The organism is Klebsiella sp. 141198, assembly GCF_050600785.1.
Taxonomy (GTDB): Bacteria; Pseudomonadota; Gammaproteobacteria; order Enterobacterales; family Enterobacteriaceae; genus Klebsiella; species Klebsiella aerogenes.
On the sequence record NZ_JAQIRM010000013.1, the window covers coordinates 10,237 to 26,308 of the forward strand.

General features: G+C 50.6%; 32 protein-coding genes and 1 pseudogene. 1 reads left to right on the forward strand and 32 read right to left on the reverse strand.

The window, feature by feature from the left end:
- Positions 1-2: 2 nt before the first annotated feature.
- The 29 genes from PGR10_RS25135 to rpsJ form a co-directional block, all read right to left on the reverse strand.
- Complete coding sequence (locus PGR10_RS25135; protein WP_045389777.1) at positions 3-371, reverse strand: DUF1992 domain-containing protein; 369 nt, start codon at positions 369-371, stop codon at positions 3-5.
- 108 nt (positions 372-479) lie between these two features.
- Positions 480-866 carry a 50S ribosomal protein L17 gene (rplQ, locus tag PGR10_RS25140; RefSeq protein WP_004868344.1) on the reverse strand — a complete coding sequence of 129 codons (387 nt, stop codon included), beginning with the start codon at positions 864-866 and terminating at the stop codon, positions 480-482.
- A 40-nt stretch (positions 867-906) separates the two neighbouring features.
- Positions 907-1,896 (reverse strand): DNA-directed RNA polymerase subunit alpha, encoded by a 990-nt coding sequence (locus PGR10_RS25145; protein ID WP_002438685.1) that lies wholly within the window; start codon positions 1,894-1,896, stop codon positions 907-909.
- Positions 1,897-1,921: 25 nt separating this feature from the next.
- Positions 1,922-2,542 carry a 30S ribosomal protein S4 gene (rpsD, locus tag PGR10_RS25150; RefSeq protein ID WP_002919224.1) on the reverse strand — a complete coding sequence of 207 codons (621 nt, stop codon included), beginning with the start codon at positions 2,540-2,542 and terminating at the stop codon, positions 1,922-1,924.
- A 32-nt stretch (positions 2,543-2,574) separates the two neighbouring features.
- A complete protein-coding gene (gene rpsK / locus PGR10_RS25155) occupies positions 2,575-2,964 on the reverse strand; it encodes a 30S ribosomal protein S11 (protein ID WP_004388621.1) in 390 nt (129 codons plus the stop codon).
- A 16-nt stretch (positions 2,965-2,980) separates the two neighbouring features.
- Positions 2,981-3,337, reverse strand: coding sequence for a 30S ribosomal protein S13 (gene rpsM / locus PGR10_RS25160; protein ID WP_015369429.1), 357 nt, complete (start codon positions 3,335-3,337; stop codon positions 2,981-2,983).
- Between the two features lie 146 nt (positions 3,338-3,483).
- Positions 3,484-3,600: a 50S ribosomal protein L36 gene (gene rpmJ, locus PGR10_RS25165; RefSeq protein WP_000868187.1), complete on the reverse strand. Its 117-nt coding sequence runs from the start codon at positions 3,598-3,600 to the stop codon at positions 3,484-3,486.
- 31 nt (positions 3,601-3,631) lie between these two features.
- Positions 3,632-4,963: a preprotein translocase subunit SecY gene (gene secY / locus PGR10_RS25170; RefSeq protein WP_015703640.1), complete on the reverse strand. Its 1,332-nt coding sequence runs from the start codon at positions 4,961-4,963 to the stop codon at positions 3,632-3,634.
- A 7-nt stretch (positions 4,964-4,970) separates the two neighbouring features.
- Positions 4,971-5,405, reverse strand: coding sequence for a 50S ribosomal protein L15 (gene rplO, locus PGR10_RS25175; RefSeq protein ID WP_015369426.1), 435 nt, complete (start codon positions 5,403-5,405; stop codon positions 4,971-4,973).
- Positions 5,406-5,408: 3 nt separating this feature from the next.
- Complete coding sequence (gene rpmD / locus PGR10_RS25180; RefSeq protein WP_001140434.1) at positions 5,409-5,588, reverse strand: 50S ribosomal protein L30; 180 nt, start codon at positions 5,586-5,588, stop codon at positions 5,409-5,411.
- Positions 5,589-5,591: 3 nt separating this feature from the next.
- Positions 5,592-6,095, reverse strand: a complete 504-nt coding sequence (gene rpsE, locus PGR10_RS25185; protein WP_015703641.1) for a 30S ribosomal protein S5 — start codon at positions 6,093-6,095, stop codon at positions 5,592-5,594.
- Positions 6,096-6,109: 14 nt separating this feature from the next.
- Positions 6,110-6,463 (reverse strand): 50S ribosomal protein L18, encoded by a 354-nt coding sequence (gene rplR, locus PGR10_RS25190; RefSeq protein WP_006817270.1) that lies wholly within the window; start codon positions 6,461-6,463, stop codon positions 6,110-6,112.
- A 9-nt stretch (positions 6,464-6,472) separates the two neighbouring features.
- Positions 6,473-7,006, reverse strand: a complete 534-nt coding sequence (gene rplF, locus PGR10_RS25195) for a 50S ribosomal protein L6 (protein ID WP_008807049.1) — start codon at positions 7,004-7,006, stop codon at positions 6,473-6,475.
- 12 nt (positions 7,007-7,018) lie between these two features.
- Positions 7,019-7,411, reverse strand: coding sequence for a 30S ribosomal protein S8 (rpsH, locus tag PGR10_RS25200; RefSeq protein ID WP_008807048.1), 393 nt, complete (start codon positions 7,409-7,411; stop codon positions 7,019-7,021).
- A gap of 33 nt (positions 7,412-7,444) precedes the next feature.
- On the reverse strand, positions 7,445-7,750 hold the full coding sequence (rpsN, locus tag PGR10_RS25205; protein WP_002919667.1) for a 30S ribosomal protein S14: 306 nt from the start codon (positions 7,748-7,750) through the stop codon (positions 7,445-7,447).
- A 14-nt stretch (positions 7,751-7,764) separates the two neighbouring features.
- Positions 7,765-8,304 carry a 50S ribosomal protein L5 gene (rplE, locus tag PGR10_RS25210; RefSeq protein ID WP_003031123.1) on the reverse strand — a complete coding sequence of 180 codons (540 nt, stop codon included), beginning with the start codon at positions 8,302-8,304 and terminating at the stop codon, positions 7,765-7,767.
- 14 nt (positions 8,305-8,318) lie between these two features.
- On the reverse strand, positions 8,319-8,633 hold the full coding sequence (gene rplX / locus PGR10_RS25215) for a 50S ribosomal protein L24 (protein WP_015369424.1): 315 nt from the start codon (positions 8,631-8,633) through the stop codon (positions 8,319-8,321).
- Positions 8,634-8,643: 10 nt separating this feature from the next.
- The gene (rplN, locus tag PGR10_RS25220) at positions 8,644-9,015 is read right to left on the reverse strand and encodes a 50S ribosomal protein L14 (RefSeq protein ID WP_000613954.1); all 372 of its coding nucleotides are present in this window, start codon (positions 9,013-9,015) and stop codon (positions 8,644-8,646) included.
- Between the two features lie 164 nt (positions 9,016-9,179).
- Positions 9,180-9,434 (reverse strand): 30S ribosomal protein S17, encoded by a 255-nt coding sequence (gene rpsQ, locus PGR10_RS25225; RefSeq protein ID WP_002438707.1) that lies wholly within the window; start codon positions 9,432-9,434, stop codon positions 9,180-9,182.
- Entirely contained in the window at positions 9,434-9,625 is a 192-nt protein-coding gene (gene rpmC, locus PGR10_RS25230; RefSeq protein WP_002919754.1) for a 50S ribosomal protein L29, read from the reverse strand. The genes rpsQ and rpmC overlap by 1 nt, the downstream gene beginning before the upstream one ends.
- Positions 9,625-10,035 (reverse strand): 50S ribosomal protein L16, encoded by a 411-nt coding sequence (gene rplP / locus PGR10_RS25235; RefSeq protein ID WP_002919759.1) that lies wholly within the window; start codon positions 10,033-10,035, stop codon positions 9,625-9,627. Before rplP ends, rpmC begins: the two co-directional genes overlap by 1 nt.
- Positions 10,036-10,047: 12 nt before the next feature.
- Positions 10,048-10,746, reverse strand: a complete 699-nt coding sequence (gene rpsC / locus PGR10_RS25240) for a 30S ribosomal protein S3 (RefSeq protein ID WP_002919766.1) — start codon at positions 10,744-10,746, stop codon at positions 10,048-10,050.
- 17 nt (positions 10,747-10,763) lie between these two features.
- Positions 10,764-11,096, reverse strand: a complete 333-nt coding sequence (rplV, locus tag PGR10_RS25245) for a 50S ribosomal protein L22 (protein ID WP_002919773.1) — start codon at positions 11,094-11,096, stop codon at positions 10,764-10,766.
- Positions 11,097-11,110: 14 nt separating this feature from the next.
- The gene (rpsS, locus tag PGR10_RS25250) at positions 11,111-11,389 is read right to left on the reverse strand and encodes a 30S ribosomal protein S19 (RefSeq protein ID WP_001138115.1); all 279 of its coding nucleotides are present in this window, start codon (positions 11,387-11,389) and stop codon (positions 11,111-11,113) included.
- A 16-nt stretch (positions 11,390-11,405) separates the two neighbouring features.
- On the reverse strand, positions 11,406-12,227 hold the full coding sequence (rplB, locus tag PGR10_RS25255) for a 50S ribosomal protein L2 (RefSeq protein ID WP_015369423.1): 822 nt from the start codon (positions 12,225-12,227) through the stop codon (positions 11,406-11,408).
- 17 nt (positions 12,228-12,244) lie between these two features.
- Entirely contained in the window at positions 12,245-12,547 is a 303-nt protein-coding gene (gene rplW / locus PGR10_RS25260) for a 50S ribosomal protein L23 (RefSeq protein WP_000617546.1), read from the reverse strand.
- Positions 12,544-13,149 (reverse strand): 50S ribosomal protein L4, encoded by a 606-nt coding sequence (gene rplD / locus PGR10_RS25265; protein ID WP_000424395.1) that lies wholly within the window; start codon positions 13,147-13,149, stop codon positions 12,544-12,546. Before rplD ends, rplW begins: the two co-directional genes overlap by 4 nt.
- A gap of 10 nt (positions 13,150-13,159) precedes the next feature.
- Entirely contained in the window at positions 13,160-13,789 is a 630-nt protein-coding gene (gene rplC / locus PGR10_RS25270) for a 50S ribosomal protein L3 (RefSeq protein WP_003031117.1), read from the reverse strand.
- A 32-nt stretch (positions 13,790-13,821) separates the two neighbouring features.
- Positions 13,822-14,133, reverse strand: coding sequence for a 30S ribosomal protein S10 (gene rpsJ, locus PGR10_RS25275; RefSeq protein WP_001181005.1), 312 nt, complete (start codon positions 14,131-14,133; stop codon positions 13,822-13,824).
- A gap of 376 nt (positions 14,134-14,509) precedes the next feature.
- On the opposite strand from rpsJ, the gene PGR10_RS25280 reads away from it, so the two are divergent.
- Positions 14,510-14,992 (forward strand): prepilin peptidase, encoded by a 483-nt coding sequence (locus PGR10_RS25280; RefSeq protein WP_143115456.1) that lies wholly within the window; start codon positions 14,510-14,512, stop codon positions 14,990-14,992.
- Here the strand turns inward: PGR10_RS25280 and bfr are convergent.
- The 3 genes and pseudogenes from bfr to tuf form a co-directional block, all read right to left on the reverse strand.
- Positions 14,976-15,452, reverse strand: a complete 477-nt coding sequence (bfr, locus tag PGR10_RS25285) for a bacterioferritin (protein ID WP_015369420.1) — start codon at positions 15,450-15,452, stop codon at positions 14,976-14,978. The genes PGR10_RS25280 and bfr overlap by 17 nt on opposite strands.
- Before the next feature lie 74 nt (positions 15,453-15,526).
- Complete coding sequence (gene bfd, locus PGR10_RS25290) at positions 15,527-15,721, reverse strand: bacterioferritin-associated ferredoxin (RefSeq protein ID WP_015369419.1); 195 nt, start codon at positions 15,719-15,721, stop codon at positions 15,527-15,529.
- A 180-nt stretch (positions 15,722-15,901) separates the two neighbouring features.
- A pseudogene (gene tuf, locus PGR10_RS25295) lies at positions 15,902-16,072 on the reverse strand (elongation factor Tu); the annotation flags it as partial.

The window sequence follows — 16,072 nt, forward strand, 5'->3', positions numbered from 1 at the left end:
AGCTACTCCTCGTTAATTTTGTGCCACAGTCTGTCGGCATAATCACCGCGTAGAAAATCGGTATTCATACCCGCCTGACGTAATTTCAGTTCAAACAGAGTCAAGCGACGGTTTAACTCGGTATACCGTGGGTCATCATGCTCTACGGTCTTGAGTAAGTCGCTCAACGCCATGGCATCTCTACGTAACTCAAGCTCCGGTGGTAAGCAGCCGGCGTTTTTTAATAAACGATAGCCGGCGCGCAGCTCCGGAGGCACGTGTGAATCATCATCCAGCGCCAGCGGTTCGCCGCTGCCCGTCAGATTATCAAACTCGCCTTTAGACTGTGCATCGAGGATGTGGCGTTCCGCCCACTGGTCCAGTAACCACATTATACGGCTCCCAGGGATGAACAAAAAGAGTACAGATAGTGTAGTGAAGTGGGATTGCGGTAGATATAAAAAAACCCGCCGGGGCGGGTTTTTTTACGTTACTACAGATTACTCTGCAGCAGCTTCTGCTTTCAGCTCAGCACGATCAACCAGCTCGATGTATGCCATCGGCGCGTTGTCGCCTGCACGGAAGCCACACTTCAGAATGCGAGTGTAACCACCGGCGCGGCTCGCGAAACGCGGGCCCAGCTCGTTAAACAGTTTTGCCACGATCTCGTTATCACGAGTGCGGGCGAATGCCAGACGACGATTAGCAACGCTATCAGTCTTGGCAAGAGTAATCAGCGGCTCAACTACGCGACGCAGTTCTTTCGCTTTCGGCAGGGTCGTCTTGATGATCTCATGACGAACCAGCGAACCTGCCATGTTACGGAACATAGCCTGGCGATGGCTGCTGTTGCGGTTCAGTTGACGACCACTCTTACGATGGCGCATGACCTTATCCTTCTCAGTAAAACCTTAACCTGTGATCCGGTTACTCGTCAGCAATGCTTGCCGGCGGCCAGTTTTCCAGGCGCATGCCCAGAGACAGACCACGCGAAGCCAGCACGTCTTTAATCTCGGTAAGAGATTTTTTACCCAGGTTCGGCGTTTTCAGCAACTCAACCTCGGTACGCTGTACCAGATCACCGATATAGTGGATAGCTTCTGCCTTGAGGCAGTTAGCAGAGCGGACAGTCAATTCCAGATCGTCAACAGGGCGCAGCAGGATCGGATCGAACTCTGGTTTCTCTTCTTTCACTTCCGGCTGACGTACATCACGTAAGTCAACGAAAGCTTCCAGTTGTTCAGCCAGAATGGTTGCCGCACGACGAATCGCCTCTTCAGGATCGATTGTGCCGTTGGTTTCCATCTCGATGACCAGCTTGTCCAGGTCGGTACGCTGCTCAACACGCGCGGCTTCAACATTGTAGGCAATACGCTCTACAGGGCTGTAGCAGGCGTCGACCAGCAGACGGCCGATTGGGCGCTCATCTTCTTCCGAATGAATTCGGGCAGAAGCCGGCACATAACCGCGACCGCGCTGAACTTTGATGCGCATGCTAATAGATGCGTTCTCATCGGTCAGGTGGCAGATCACGTGCTGCGGCTTGACGATTTCGACATCACCGTCGTGGGTAATGTCGGCTGCAGTCACAGGGCCAATGCCAGATTTATTCAAAGTAAGGATGACTTCATCTTTACCCTGAACTCTCACCGCCAGCCCTTTCAGGTTGAGCAGGATTTCAAGGATGTCTTCCTGAACGCCTTCTTTGGTGCTGTACTCGTGCAGTACACCATCAATCTCAACCTCGGTCACCGCGCAACCCGGCATCGATGAGAGCAGAATACGGCGCAGTGCGTTACCCAGAGTATGGCCGAAGCCACGCTCTAAAGGCTCAAGGGTCACCTTGGCGTGCGTCGAACTCACTTGCTCGATATCGACCAGGCGCGGTTTTAGAAACTCTGTCACAGAACCCTGCATTGTGTCCTCTCTTTGGTACTAAGCTTTACTTGGAGTAAAGCTCGACGATCAGGTGTTCGTTAATGTCCGCAGACAGATCAGAACGCTCCGGCTGACGCTTGAACGTACCTTCCATCTTGCCAGCATCAACTTCCAGCCAGGTTGGCTTTTCACGCTGCTCAGCCAGCTCCAGAGCGGCTTTCACGCGAGATTGCTTTTTCGCTTTCTCACGGATGCTAACAACGTCATTCGCTTTTACCTGATAAGAAGCGATGTTAACAACACGACCGTTTACCATGATAGCCTTGTGGCTAACCAGCTGGCGTGCTTCAGCACGAGTGGCGCCGAAGCCCATACGGTATACAACGTTGTCCAGACGACCTTCCAGCAGAGCCAACAGGTTTTCACCGGTGTTGCCTTTCAGACGTGCTGCTTCTTTATAGTAGTTACGGAACTGACGCTCCAGCACACCGTACATACGGCGAACTTTTTGCTTTTCACGCAACTGCACACCATAGTCAGACAGACGCGGCTTACGCGCACCGTGCTGGCCAGGAGCTTGTTCAATTTTACACTTGGTATCGATCGCGCGAACGCCAGACTTAAGGAATAAGTCAGTGCCCTCACGACGGCTCAGCTTGAGCTTAGGACCCAAATATCTTGCCATTTTCTTTCTCCAACAATCCTAGAAACGAGGCGTTATACGCGACGTTTTTTCGGCGGACGACAACCGTTATGAGGGATCGGAGTCACATCAGTAATATTAGTGATGCGGAAACCAGCGGCGTTCAGTGCACGAATAGTAGATTCGCGACCTGGACCCGGACCTTTAACCATAACTTCCAGATTCTTGATGCCGTATTCTTTTACGGCTTCTGCGCAACGCTCTGCTGCAACCTGAGCTGCAAACGGAGTGGATTTGCGAGAACCACGGAAACCGGAACCACCGGCTGTTGCCCAACCCAGCGCGTTACCCTGACGATCGGTAATGGTAACGATGGTGTTGTTAAAAGAAGCATGGATATGAGCCACGCCATCAGAGACTTGTTTTCTTACACGCTTACGTGCACGAACTGGTGCCTTTGCCATTATTCAATCACCCCGATTATTTCTTGATCGGTTTACGCGGACCCTTACGGGTACGTGCGTTGGTCTTAGTACGCTGACCGCGAACCGGAAGACCACGACGATGGCGTAAACCACGGTAGCAACCAAGGTCCATCAGACGCTTGATGCTCAGGGTGATTTCACGGCGCAGATCACCTTCAACGACAAATTTACCTACTGCTTCACGCAGAGAATCAATCTGTTCTTCAGACAGCTCACTGATCTTAACATTTTCAGCGATACCCGTTTCAGCGCAGATGGCTTTAGAGCGGGTCTTGCCGATACCAAAAATTGCGGTTAAAGCAATTACGGTATGTTTCTGATCAGGAATGTTAATGCCTGCTATACGGGCCACTATGCACTCCTACTATTTAATATGTACGTACCATGCTGAAAAGCCCGTTTTCAGGATACTCAAATGGAAACGTACAGACATACAAAAGATTGGCTGGCTAATCTAGCCAGCTCAACCCAACTTTGCAAGAAAAATATGCGAATAAATCAGCCTTGGCGCTGTTTATGCTTTGGCTCGGCACTGCAAATCACACGGATGACACCATCACGCTTAACGATTTTGCAGTTACGGCATAATTTCTTGACGGAAGCACGAACTTTCATTTTTACTCTCCGTAACTTCTCGGGCGACCAGTTAGCGGCCGTAGCCTTTCAGGTTCGCCTTCTTCAATGCAGACTCATACTGACTAGACATCATCAGAGTTTGCACTTGAGCCATAAAGTCCATAATCACGACGACAACAATAAGCAGCGAGGTTCCACCGAAGTAGAACGGCACTTTCATTGCATCACGCATGAACTCCGGGATCAGGCAGATAAAAGTGATATACAACGCACCGACCAGAGTCAGGCGGGTCATTACTTTATCGATATACTTCGCCGTTTGTTCTCCCGGACGAATTCCTGGTACAAATGCACCGGACTTCTTCAGGTTATCTGCTGTTTCACGCGGGTTGAAAACCAACGCCGTGTAGAAGAAACAGAAGAAGATGATTGCAGACGCATAGAGTAACACATAAAGCGGTTGCCCAGGCTGCAAATACAGCGAAATTGTTGTCAGCCAGTTCCAACCAGTACCGCCCCCGAACCATGACGTGATGGTCGCCGGGAACAGAATAATACTGGAAGCGAAGATTGCCGGGATTACCCCCGCCATATTCACTTTCAGCGGTAAATGTGTGCTCTGTGCAGCATAGACACGACGACCCTGTTGACGCTTAGCGTAGTTTACCACAATGCGGCGTTGACCACGTTCAACGAATACAACGAAGAAGGTCACTGCAAATACTAATACTGCAACCAACAGCAACAGGAGGAAGTGCAGGTCGCCTTGACGCGCTTGCTCGATAGTATGGGCGATGGCCGGCGGGAGTCCCGCAACGATCCCGGCGAAGATCAGGATCGAGATACCGTTTCCGATACCGCGTTCGGTGATCTGTTCGCCGAGCCACATCAGGAACATAGTCCCTGTGACCAGACTAACAACAGCGGTGAAATAGAATGCAAAGCCCGGATTAATCACCAGGCCCTGCATACCAGGCATATTCGGCAGACCGGTAGCAATACCGATCGACTGGAATATAGCCAGCACCAGAGTACCGTAGCGGGTGTACTGGCTGATCTTACGACGACCAGACTCCCCTTCTTTCTTCAGTTCTGCCAGCGGTTGATAAACAACGGTCAGCAGCTGGACAATGATCGACGCCGAAATATACGGCATGATCCCCAGAGCAAAGATAGAAGCACGGCTGAGAGCACCACCAGAGAACATGTTAAACATTTCAATGATGGTGCCTCGCTGTTGCTCAAGCAGTTTGGCAAGTACAGTGGCATCAATACCAGGGATCGGAATAAAAGAGCCAATACGGAACACAATCAGCGCACCGATAACAAACAAAAGTCTGCGTTTCAGTTCGCCAATTCCACCTTTGGCACTTTGAAAATCTAATCCCGGTTGTTTAGCCATCTGCTACTTATTCCTCAATTTTACCGCCAGCAGCTTCGATAGCAGCACGAGCGCCTTTAGTCACGCGCAGGCCACGAACAGTTACCGGACGAGTTACCTCACCAGACAGGATCACTTTCGCGAACTCGATCTGGATACCGATAATGTTAGCCGCTTTCAGCGTGTTCAGGTCTACCACATCGCCTTCTACGTGAGCCAGATCAGACAGACGAACTTCTGCAGTGATCATTGCTTTACGAGAAGTGAAGCCGAATTTCGGCAGACGACGGTACAGTGGCATCTGACCACCCTCGAAACCGCGACGTACGCCACCGCCAGAACGAGAGTTCTGACCTTTGTGACCACGACCACCGGTTTTACCGAGGCCAGAACCGATACCACGACCCAGGCGTTTACCCGCCTTTTTGGAGCCTTCGGCCGGAGACAGAGTATTTAAACGCATCTCTTACTCCTCAACTTTAACCATGAAGGAAACCGCGTTGACCATACCACGAACAGCAGGAGTATCCTCGCGTTCTACGGTGTGACCAATACGACGCAGACCCAGGCCAAGCAGCGTTGCCTTGTGTTTCGGCAAACGACCGATTGCACTGCGGGTTTGAGTAATTTTAATAGTCTTTGCCATGGTTTATTTCCCCAGAATTTCTTCAACGGATTTACCACGCTTGGCAGCGACCATATCTGGAGACTTCATATTTTCCAGGCCATCAATAGTTGCACGAACCACGTTGATCGGGTTGGTGGAACCATATGCTTTAGCCAGAACGTTACGAACCCCAGCGACTTCCAGAACGGCGCGCATTGCACCACCGGCGATGATACCGGTACCTTCGGAAGCCGGCTGCATGAATACACGAGAACCCGTGTGAGTACCCTTAACCGGGTGCTGCAGGGTGCCAGTATTCAGCGCGACGTTAATCATATTGCGACGGGCTTTTTCCATCGCTTTCTGGATCGCTGCTGGAACTTCACGCGCTTTACCGTAACCAAAACCTACGCGACCGTTACCGTCACCAACTACAGTCAGAGCTGTGAAGGAGAAAATACGACCACCTTTAACGGTTTTAGATACGCGGTTTACCGCGATCAGCTTTTCCTGCAGTTCGCCAGCTTGTTTTTCGATGTGAGCCATCTTACACCTCTACCTTAGAACTGAAGGCCAGCTTCACGGGCAGCATCTGCCAGTGCCTGGACACGACCATGATATTGGAACCCGGAACGGTCAAAGGAAACATCTTTGATGCCTTTTTCCAGAGCGCGTTCAGCAACAGCTTTACCCACAGCTGCGGCCGCGTCTTTGTTACCGGTGTACTTCAGTTGTTCAGAGATAGCTTTTTCTACAGTAGAAGCAGCTACCAGAACTTCAGAACCATTCGGAGCAATTACCTGTGCGTAAATATGACGCGGGGTACGATGTACCACCAGGCGAGTTGCACCCAGCTCCTGGAGCTTGCGGCGTGCGCGGGTCGCACGACGGATACGAGCAGATTTCTTATCCATAGTGTTACCTTACTTCTTCTTAGCCTCTTTGGTACGCACGACTTCGTCGGCGTAACGAACACCCTTGCCTTTGTAAGGCTCAGGACGACGGTAGGCGCGCAGATCTGCTGCAACCTGACCGATCACCTGCTTATCAGCGCCTTTCAGCACGATTTCAGTTTGAGTCGGGCATTCTGCAGTGATACCGGCCGGCAGCTTATGTTCAACAGGATGAGAGAAACCTAAAGCCAGGTTTACTACATCCCCTTTAACCGCTGCACGATAGCCTACACCAACCAGCTGAAGCTTTTTAGTGAAGCCTTCGGTAACACCGATAACCATTGAGTTCAGCAGGGCACGCGCGGTACCAGCCTGAGCCCATCCGTCTACGTAACCATCACGCGGACCGAAGGTCAGAGCATTATCTGCATGTTTAACTTCAACAGCATCGTTGAGAGTACGAGTCAGCTCGCCATTTTTACCTTTGATCGTAATAACCTGACCGTTGACTTTAACGTCAACGCCGGCAGGAACAACGACCGGTGCTTTAGCAACACGAGACATTTTTTCCTCCGATTAGGCTACGTAGCAGATAATTTCGCCACCAAGACCAGCTTGGCGCGCTGCACGATCAGTCATAACACCTTTAGAGGTAGAAACAACTGCGATACCCAGACCCGCCATAACTTTCGGCAGCTCATCTTTACGTTTGTAGATGCGCAGACCTGGGCGGCTGACACGCTGAATGCTTTCTACAACAGCTTTACCCTGGAAATACTTAAGAGTCAGTTCCAGTTCCGGCTTGATGTCGCCTTCAACTTTAAAATCTTCAATAAAGCCTTCTTCCTTCAGCACGTTGGCAATTGCCACTTTCAGCTTGGAGGAAGGCATGGTGACCGCAGCTTTATTCGCGGCCTGACCGTTACGGATACGGGTCAGCATATCCGCGATCGGATCTTGCATGCTCATCTGTCTTTACTCCCGTGATTCAATTGGTGACAATTACCAGCTAGCCTTTTTCAGACCCGGGATTTCACCGCGCATAGCGGCTTCACGGACCTTGATACGGCTCAACCCGAACTTCCGCAGGAAACCATGCGGACGACCTGTTTGACGGCAGCGATTACGCTGACGAGACGGGCTGGAATCACGCGGCAGAGTCTGCAGCTTGAGAACAGCGTTCCAACGATCTTCGTCGGTTGCGTTCACATCAGAGATGATAGCTTTCAGTTCAGCGCGTTTAGCGAAGAATTTATCAGCTAAAGCCACGCGCTTTACTTCGCGTGCTTTCATTGATTGCTTAGCCATTAAGTAACCCTACCTTACTTGCGGAACGGGAAGTCAAAGGCAGCCAGCAGAGCGCGGCCTTCTTCATCAGATTTCGCAGTAGTGGTAATGGTAATATCCAAACCACGAACGCGGTCGACTTTATCGTAGTCGATTTCTGGGAAGATGATCTGCTCACGGACACCCATGCTGTAGTTACCACGACCGTCGAAAGACTTAGCGGACAAGCCACGGAAGTCACGGATACGCGGTACAGCAATAGTGATCAGGCGCTCAAAGAACTCCCACATGCGCTCGCCGCGCAGAGTTACTTTACAGCCGATCGGATAGCCCTGACGGATTTTGAAGCCTGCAACTGATTTGCGTGCTTTGGTGATCAGCGGTTTTTGACCGGAGATTGCTGTCAGGTCAGCTGCTGCGTTATCCAGCAGTTTCTTGTCAGCGATCGCTTCACCAACACCCATGTTCAGGGTGATCTTCTCGACCCGAGGGACTTGCATGACAGAATTGTAGTTAAACTCAGTCATGAGTTTAGCGACTACTTCGTCTTTGTAGTAATCATGCAGTTTCGCCATCGTACTACTCCAAATTACTTGATAGTTTCGCTATTAGATTTGAAGAAACGGACTTTTTTGCCGTCTTCGAATCTAAAGCCTACACGGTCAGCCTTGCCGGTTGCCGCGTTGAAGATAGCAAGGTTAGAGACTTGAATAGCTGCTTCTTTCTCTACGATGCCGCCTGGTTGGTTCAGGGCCGGAACCGGCTTCTGATGTTTCTTAACCAGGTTGATACCTTCAACAATGACCTTGCCGGAAGACAGGACATTTTTAACTTTACCGCGTTTACCTTTATCTTTACCGGTTAACACGATAACTTCGTCATCACGACGGATTTTCGCTGCCATGATTCGCTCCTTAGAGTACTTCTGGTGCCAGAGAGATAATTTTCATGAACTTCTCGTTACGAAGTTCACGAGTTACCGGCCCAAAAATACGCGTACCGATAGGTTGCTCGCTGTTATTGTTTAAAATAACGCATGCATTACCATCGAAGCGAATGACAGAACCGTCCGGGCGACGAACACCCTTCTTGGTGCGCACCACTACCGCCTTCAGCACATCACCTTTTTTGACCTTACCACGCGGAATTGCTTCTTTGATGGTGATCTTGATGATGTCGCCTACGCCTGCGTAGCGACGGTGCGAGCCACCCAGAACCTTGATACACATTACGCGACGTGCACCGGAGTTGTCGGCGACGTTCAGCATAGTCTGTTCTTGGATCATTTTAGTGCTCCGCTAATGTCAACTACTACTGTGACCCAAAAGCTGGGTCGTTAAAAAGCCCCATATCGAGGGCGCGGCATTATAACACCGCTTCTGCAATATGGGTAGAAAAAATAAACGGCCCATCGCTGAGCCGTTTATTCGTATTGAGAATGCGTACTCTATTACAGAACCGCTTTCTCTACAACGCGAACCAGCGTCCAGGACTTAGTCTTGGACAGTGGACGGCATTCACGGATTTCAACCTTGTCGCCGATACCACATTCGTTGTTCTCGTCATGTACGTGCAGTTTGGTCGTACGTTTGATGAATTTACCGTAGATCGGGTGTTTCACAAAACGTTCGATAGCAACAACAATGGATTTCTCCATTTTGTCGCTAACTACGCGACCTTGCAGAGTACGGATTTTATCGGTCATTACGCACCCGCCTTCTGAGTCAGTAAAGTCTTAACGCGTGCAACATCACGACGCACTTGCTTCAGCAGATGAGTCTGTTGCAGCTGGCCACTTGCAGCCTGCATACGCAGGTTGAACTGCTCACGCAGCAGGTTCAGCAGCTCAGCGTTCAGCTCTTCAACGCTTTTTTCACGCAGCTCTTTTGCTTTCATTACATCACCGTCTTAGTTACAAAGGTGGTTTTGATCGGCAGTTTCGCTGCTGCCAGGCCGAATGCTTCACGGGCCAGCTCTTCCGGTACGCCGTCCATTTCATAAAGGACTTTACCCGGCTGAATCAAGGCAACCCAGTACTCCACGTTACCTTTACCTTTACCCATACGAACTTCCAGCGGCTTCTCGGTGATCGGTTTGTCCGGGAATACACGGATCCAGATCTTACCTTGACGCTTAACTGCACGGGTCATAGCACGACGTGCTGCTTCGATCTGACGTGCAGTCAGACGACCACGGCCAACAGCTTTCAGACCGAAAGTGCCGAAGCTAACATCCGTACCCTGCGCCAGACCACGGTTGCGGCCTTTGTGCACTTTACGGAATTTTGTACGCTTTGGTTGTAACATCAGCGACGCTCCTTATTTACGGCCTTTACGCTGCTGCTTTTTAGGTTGAGCAGCCGGTTCCGGTTGTTCAACAGCAGCCATACCACCCAGGATCTCACCTTTGAAGATCCATACCTTAACGCCGATTACACCGTAAGTGGTGTGCGCTTCAGAGGTGTTGTAGTCGATGTCAGCACGCAGAGTGTGCAGCGGTACGCGACCTTCACGGTACCATTCGGTACGTGCGATTTCCGCGCCGCCCAGACGGCCGCTAACTTCAACTTTGATACCTTTAGCGCCCAGACGCATTGCGTTCTGTACAGCACGCTTCATAGCACGACGGAACATAACGCGACGTTCCAGCTGAGAAGTGATGCTGTCAGCAACCAATTTAGCGTCCAGTTCAGGCTTACGAACTTCGGCAATATTGATCTGTGCAGGAACGCCAGCGATATCCGCTACGACCTTGCGCAGTTTTTCTACGTCTTCGCCTTTCTTACCGATAACGATACCCGGGCGAGCAGTGTGAATGGTCACACGGATGCTCTTAGCCGGACGCTCGATAACGATGCGAGATACAGACGCTTTAGCCAGCTCTTTAGTTAAGAACTGACGTACTTTAAAATCGCTGTCCAGGTTGTCAGCGAATTCTTTGGTGTTCGCGAACCAGGTAGAGTTCCATGGTTTGACAATACCCAGGCGAATACCATTAGGATGTACTTTCTGACCCATTGCTAGTCTCCAGAGTCTCAGCGATCGGACACAACCACAGTGATGTGGCTGGTGCGCTTCAGGATGCGATCTGCACGACCTTTAGCACGCGGCATAATGCGCTTCATGCTCGGGCCTTCGTCTACGAAAATTTTCGCAACTTTCAGATCATCAATGTCAGCGCCATCGTTGTGTTCAGCGTTAGCAATGGCAGATTCCAGTACCTTCTTGACCAGTACAGCAGCTTTTTTGTTGGTGTAGGTCAGAATATCCAGGGCCTGCGACACTTTCTTACCGCGAATCAGGTCAGCTACAAGGCGAACCTTCTGAGCAGAAGAACGAGCATGGCGATGTTGAGCTAAAGTTTCCATCTCTTCCTCCTACCTTATTTCTTCTTCGCTTTTTTATCAGCAGCGTGGCCGCGATAAGTACGAGTCGGTGCGAATTCACCCAGTTTGTGACCAACCATTTCGTCGGAAACAAAGACTGGAACGTGCTGACGACCATTATGGACAGCGATGGTCAAACCGATCATGTTAGGAAAGATCGTTGAACGACGGGACCAAGTGCGCAGGGGCTTCTTGTCTCCGCTTTCCACCGCTTTCTCTACCTTCTTCAGCAAGTGCAGGTCAATAAAAGGACCTTTCTTGAGAGAACGTGGCATGGCTTATCCTCTAAAATTATTTGCTACGGCGACGTACGATGAATTTATCAGTACGCTTGTTGCTGCGGGTCTTCTTACCTTTGGTCTGCAGGCCCCACGGGGATACCGGGTGCTTACCAAAGTTACGACCTTCACCACCACCATGTGGGTGATCGACTGGGTTCATCGCAGTACCGCGAACGGTAGGACGAACACCACGCCAGCGTGCAGCACCTGCTTTACCCAGAACGCGCAGCATATGCTCAGCATTGCCAACTTCGCCCAGAGTAGCGCGGCAGTCTGCTTCGACTTTACGCATTTCACCAGAACGCAGACGCAGGGTGACATAAGCACCGTCACGAGCAACGATCTGAACGTAAGTACCAGCGGAACGAGCCAGCTGACCGCCTTTACCTGGTTTCATTTCTACGTTATGAACGGTAGAACCAACCGGGATATTGCGCATCGGCAGGGTGTTGCCTGCTTTGATTGCAGCATCAACGCCAGACTGAATCTGGTCGCCAGCTTTCAGGCCTTTCGGGGCCAGAATGTAACGGCGCTCACCGTCTTTGTACAGAACCAGCGCGATGTTCGCGGAACGGTTCGGATCGTACTCAAGACGTTCAACAACTGCCGGGATACCATCTTTGTTGCGTTTGAAGTCAACAATACGGTAAGCCTGCTTGTGACCACCACCGATATGACGAGTGGTGATACGGCCATTGTTGTTACGACCGCCGGATTTGCTGTTTTTTTCAACCAGCGGAGCAAAAGGTTTGCCCTTGTGCAGCTCTGGGTTGACCACTTTAACAACGTGGCGACGACCCGGAGATGTCGGTTTACATTTAACAACTGCCATTGTATTACTCCTCCGACTTACTCAGCGCCGCCGACGAAGTCCAGATTCTGGCCTTCCTTCAGGGTGACGTAAGCTTTTTTCCAGTCGCTACGACGACCGATACGCTGTCCGTGACGTTTAACTTTCCCTTTAACTACCAGGGTGTTAACGACTTCGACTTCGACTTCAAACAGTTTCTGCACAGCAGCTTTGATTTCTGCTTTGGTCGCGTCTTTAGCAACTTTGAGAACGATGGTGTTGGTTTTTTCCATCGCAGTAGACGCTTTTTCAGAAACGTGCGGTGCGCGCAGCACCTTCAGCAGACGTTCTTCACGAATCATGCCAGCATCTCCTCAACTTGCTTAACAGCATCAGCAGTCATTACGACTTTGTCGAAGGCGATCAGGCTAACCGGGTCGATACCAGTCGCATCGCGTACGTCAACCTTGTGCAGGTTACGTGCGGCCAGGAACAGGTTCTCGTCCAGCTCACCGGTGATGATCAGCACATCTTCCAGAGCCATGTCTTTCAGTTTCTGAGCCAGCAGCTTAGTTTTAGGCGCTTCTACAGAGAACTTCTCGACAACGATCAGACGATCCTGACGTACCAGTTCGGACAGAATGCTTTTCAGCGCGCCGCGGTACATCTTCTTGTTAACTTTTTGACTGTGGTCCTGCGGACGAGCAGCGAAGGTTACGCCACCGGAACGCCAGATCGGGCTCTTGATAGAACCTGAACGCGCACGGCCGGTACCTTTCTGGCGCCATGGCTTTTTGCCTGAACCAGTTACTTCAGCACGAGTCTTCTGAGCACGAGTACCCTGACGCGCACCAGCTGCATAAGCAACAACAACCTGGTGAACCAGCGCTTCGTTGAAATCACGACCGAAGGTAGTTTCGGAAACAGTCAGCGCGCTCTGCGCGTCTTTCAATACTAATTCCATTGCTATCCCCTTACGCCTTCACAGCTGGTTTAACGATCAGGTCGCAGCCGGTTGCACCCGGAACACCACCTTTAACCAGCAGCAGGTTGCGCTCAGCGTCAACACGTACTACGTCCAGGCTCTGAACAGTAACGCGTTCGTTGCCCAGCTGACCTGCCATTTTCTTGCCTTTGAACACTTTGCCCGGAGTCTGGTTCTGACCGATAGAACCCGGAACGCGGTGAGACAAGGAGTTACCGTGGGTAGCGTCCTGGGTACGGAAGTTCCAGCGCTTAACGGTACCAGCGAAACCTTTACCTTTAGAGGTACCGGTTACGTCAACTTTTTTAACGTCAGCAAACAGTTCAACGCTAATGTTCTGACCAACGGTGTATTCTTCACCATCTGCCAGACGGAACTCCCACAGGCCGCGGCCAGCTTCTACGCCAGCTTTAGCAAAGTGACCAGCTTCCGGCTTAGTTACACGGTTAGCTTTTTTAGCACCAGTGGTAACCTGAACAGCGCGATAGCCATCGTTAGCCAGATCTTTAACCTGAGTAACGCGGTTTGCTTCAACTTCGATAACGGTTACTGGGATAGAGACGCCATCTTCAGTGAAGATGCGGGTCATACCCACTTTTTTACCGACTAAACCAATCATTGTATCAACCTCTCAATCGCTCGATGACCTGATTAACCCAGGCTGATCTGCACGTCTACACCGGCAGCCAGGTCCAGACGCATCAGAGCATCAACGGTTTTTTCAGTTGGCTCAACGATGTCAACCAGACGCTTGTGAGTACGAATCTCGTACTGATCACGCGCGTCTTTGTTGACGTGCGGAGAGATCAGAACGGTGAAACGCTCTTTGCGGGTCGGCAGCGGGATCGGACCACGGACTTGCGCACCAGTGCGCTTAGCAGTCTCGACGATTTCCGCGGTTGATTGATCGATCAGACGATGATCAAACGCTTTAAGGCGGATACGGATTCTTTGGTTCTGCATGAGACCAGAGCTCCAATTATTTTATAGACGAAATGATTACTCCTCATACCCATTACGATTGATGGGAGAGTGTAACCGTTCTTACAGAGTTCCCCGATTGGGAACATTGTTAGGTAGCAAACTGCGCTACCAGGGCTCATATCGAACCGGCCGTCAATTTTGACAGGCCCGCGCATTATACGCAAATTCAGGCGCGACGCAAGTGCTGATTAGAAAATCATCACCACAATTTGCGCGTTTTCCCGCGAAGGCGCTCGGCAATGCAATAACACGATAAATAAGTCAGGAAGCAGCCATCCATCTTGCACAAATGCGCGTTGCGCTAACGCGCGACGATAAGCAAAGTGAGCGCATTATCCCCGAACAGGAGTGTTCCATGCTTACCGTCCTCCCCTTCTTAGTTTGTTATTGTGGTTTAACCCTGGCGTTATGCCGGCAGGACCTGCTTCGCGGTCTTCTTCCCGACAGGCTCACCTGTCCCCTGCTGTGGAGCGGTTTTGTTTTTTACCTGTGTCTGGCGCCGCAGCGGCTTGAAGATGCCGTCTGGGGGGCAATTGCCGGCTATCTTTTTTTTGCCCTGCTCTATTGGCTATATCGCGGGCTTCGCGGATATGAGGGTTTAGGCTACGGCGACGTTAAATATCTTGCCGCCCTCGGCGCCTGGCACGGCTGGCAAAAGTTGCCACAACTGGTGTTGGTCGCATCTTTGGTTGCCGGTATGACATGGATGACATTGGCGTTGATTGGGAAGTATAAGCAACAACGAGGGGGGTTGAACAACCCGCTGCCGTTTGGGCCATTTCTGACTGCAGCGGGTTTTTGGTGCGGGTGGCAGACGTTCGCTAGTCTGACACTTTGATCTGCGATTGAAGGTAATTTTGCAGACCGATTTTGCCAATCAGATCTAACTCGGTTTCCAGCCAGTCAATATGGCCTTCCTCATCGGCAAGGATTTCAATCATCATATCGCGACTGACATAATCGTGAACGCTGTCGGCATAGGCGATTGCCTCACGCAGGTTTTGCGCGCCTTCCAACTCCAGCCTTAAGTCAGACTGCAACATCTCTTCGACATCCTCACCAATGCCAAGTTTGCCAAGATCCTGCAGGTTAGGCAGGCCTTCAAGAAACAATATACGCTCGATGTACTTATCGGCGTGTTTCATCTCATCGATAGATTCATGGTATTCAATATCATTGAGGCGCATCAGGCCCCAGTTCTTGAACATTCTTGCATGAAGAAAATACTGGTTAATAGCAACCAGTTCGTTTCCCAATAATTTATTGAGATAACTTATGATTTTGACATCACCTTTCATTATAAAGTCCCTCCGCTTCCACTTATTGAAGCGTAGTCCGGGCTATAAGGATGTCAAAAAGAGAAGAGTCGCGATCAGGCGATTTCTTTGAATTCCGGCATGCTGGTTAATTCATCTTCCATCACTTCACGTGCCGCGCGGACGCACTTACCGCATTGATTTCCAACGGGAATAAATTTGCGTAATTGTTGAAAAGATTGCGGTTGAAATTGACGCACAACCTGACGGATTTTTTTATCGCTTACGCCATTGCACAAACAAACGTACATATAAACTCCCGTTCAATTTATGCACAAAGTTTAAATGAGAATAGTTATGATTACAATAGGCTGTTTATTAATTATCCGTAGTGGCGCACTTTATGAATATTTAAACCATCGCGGCTTATCACCAAATCATAGACAGCAAAAAGGGCGCCGAAGCGCCCTTTTTAATTCAAAGCTAACGAATTAGCCCAGAACTTTAGCTACAACGCCCGCGCCAACGGTACGGCCGCCTTCACGGATTGCGAAACGCAGACCGTCGTCCATCGCGATCGGGTGGATCAGGGTAACAACCATTTTGATGTTGTCGCCCGGCATTACCATCTCTACGCCTTCCGGCAGTTCGATGGTACCAGT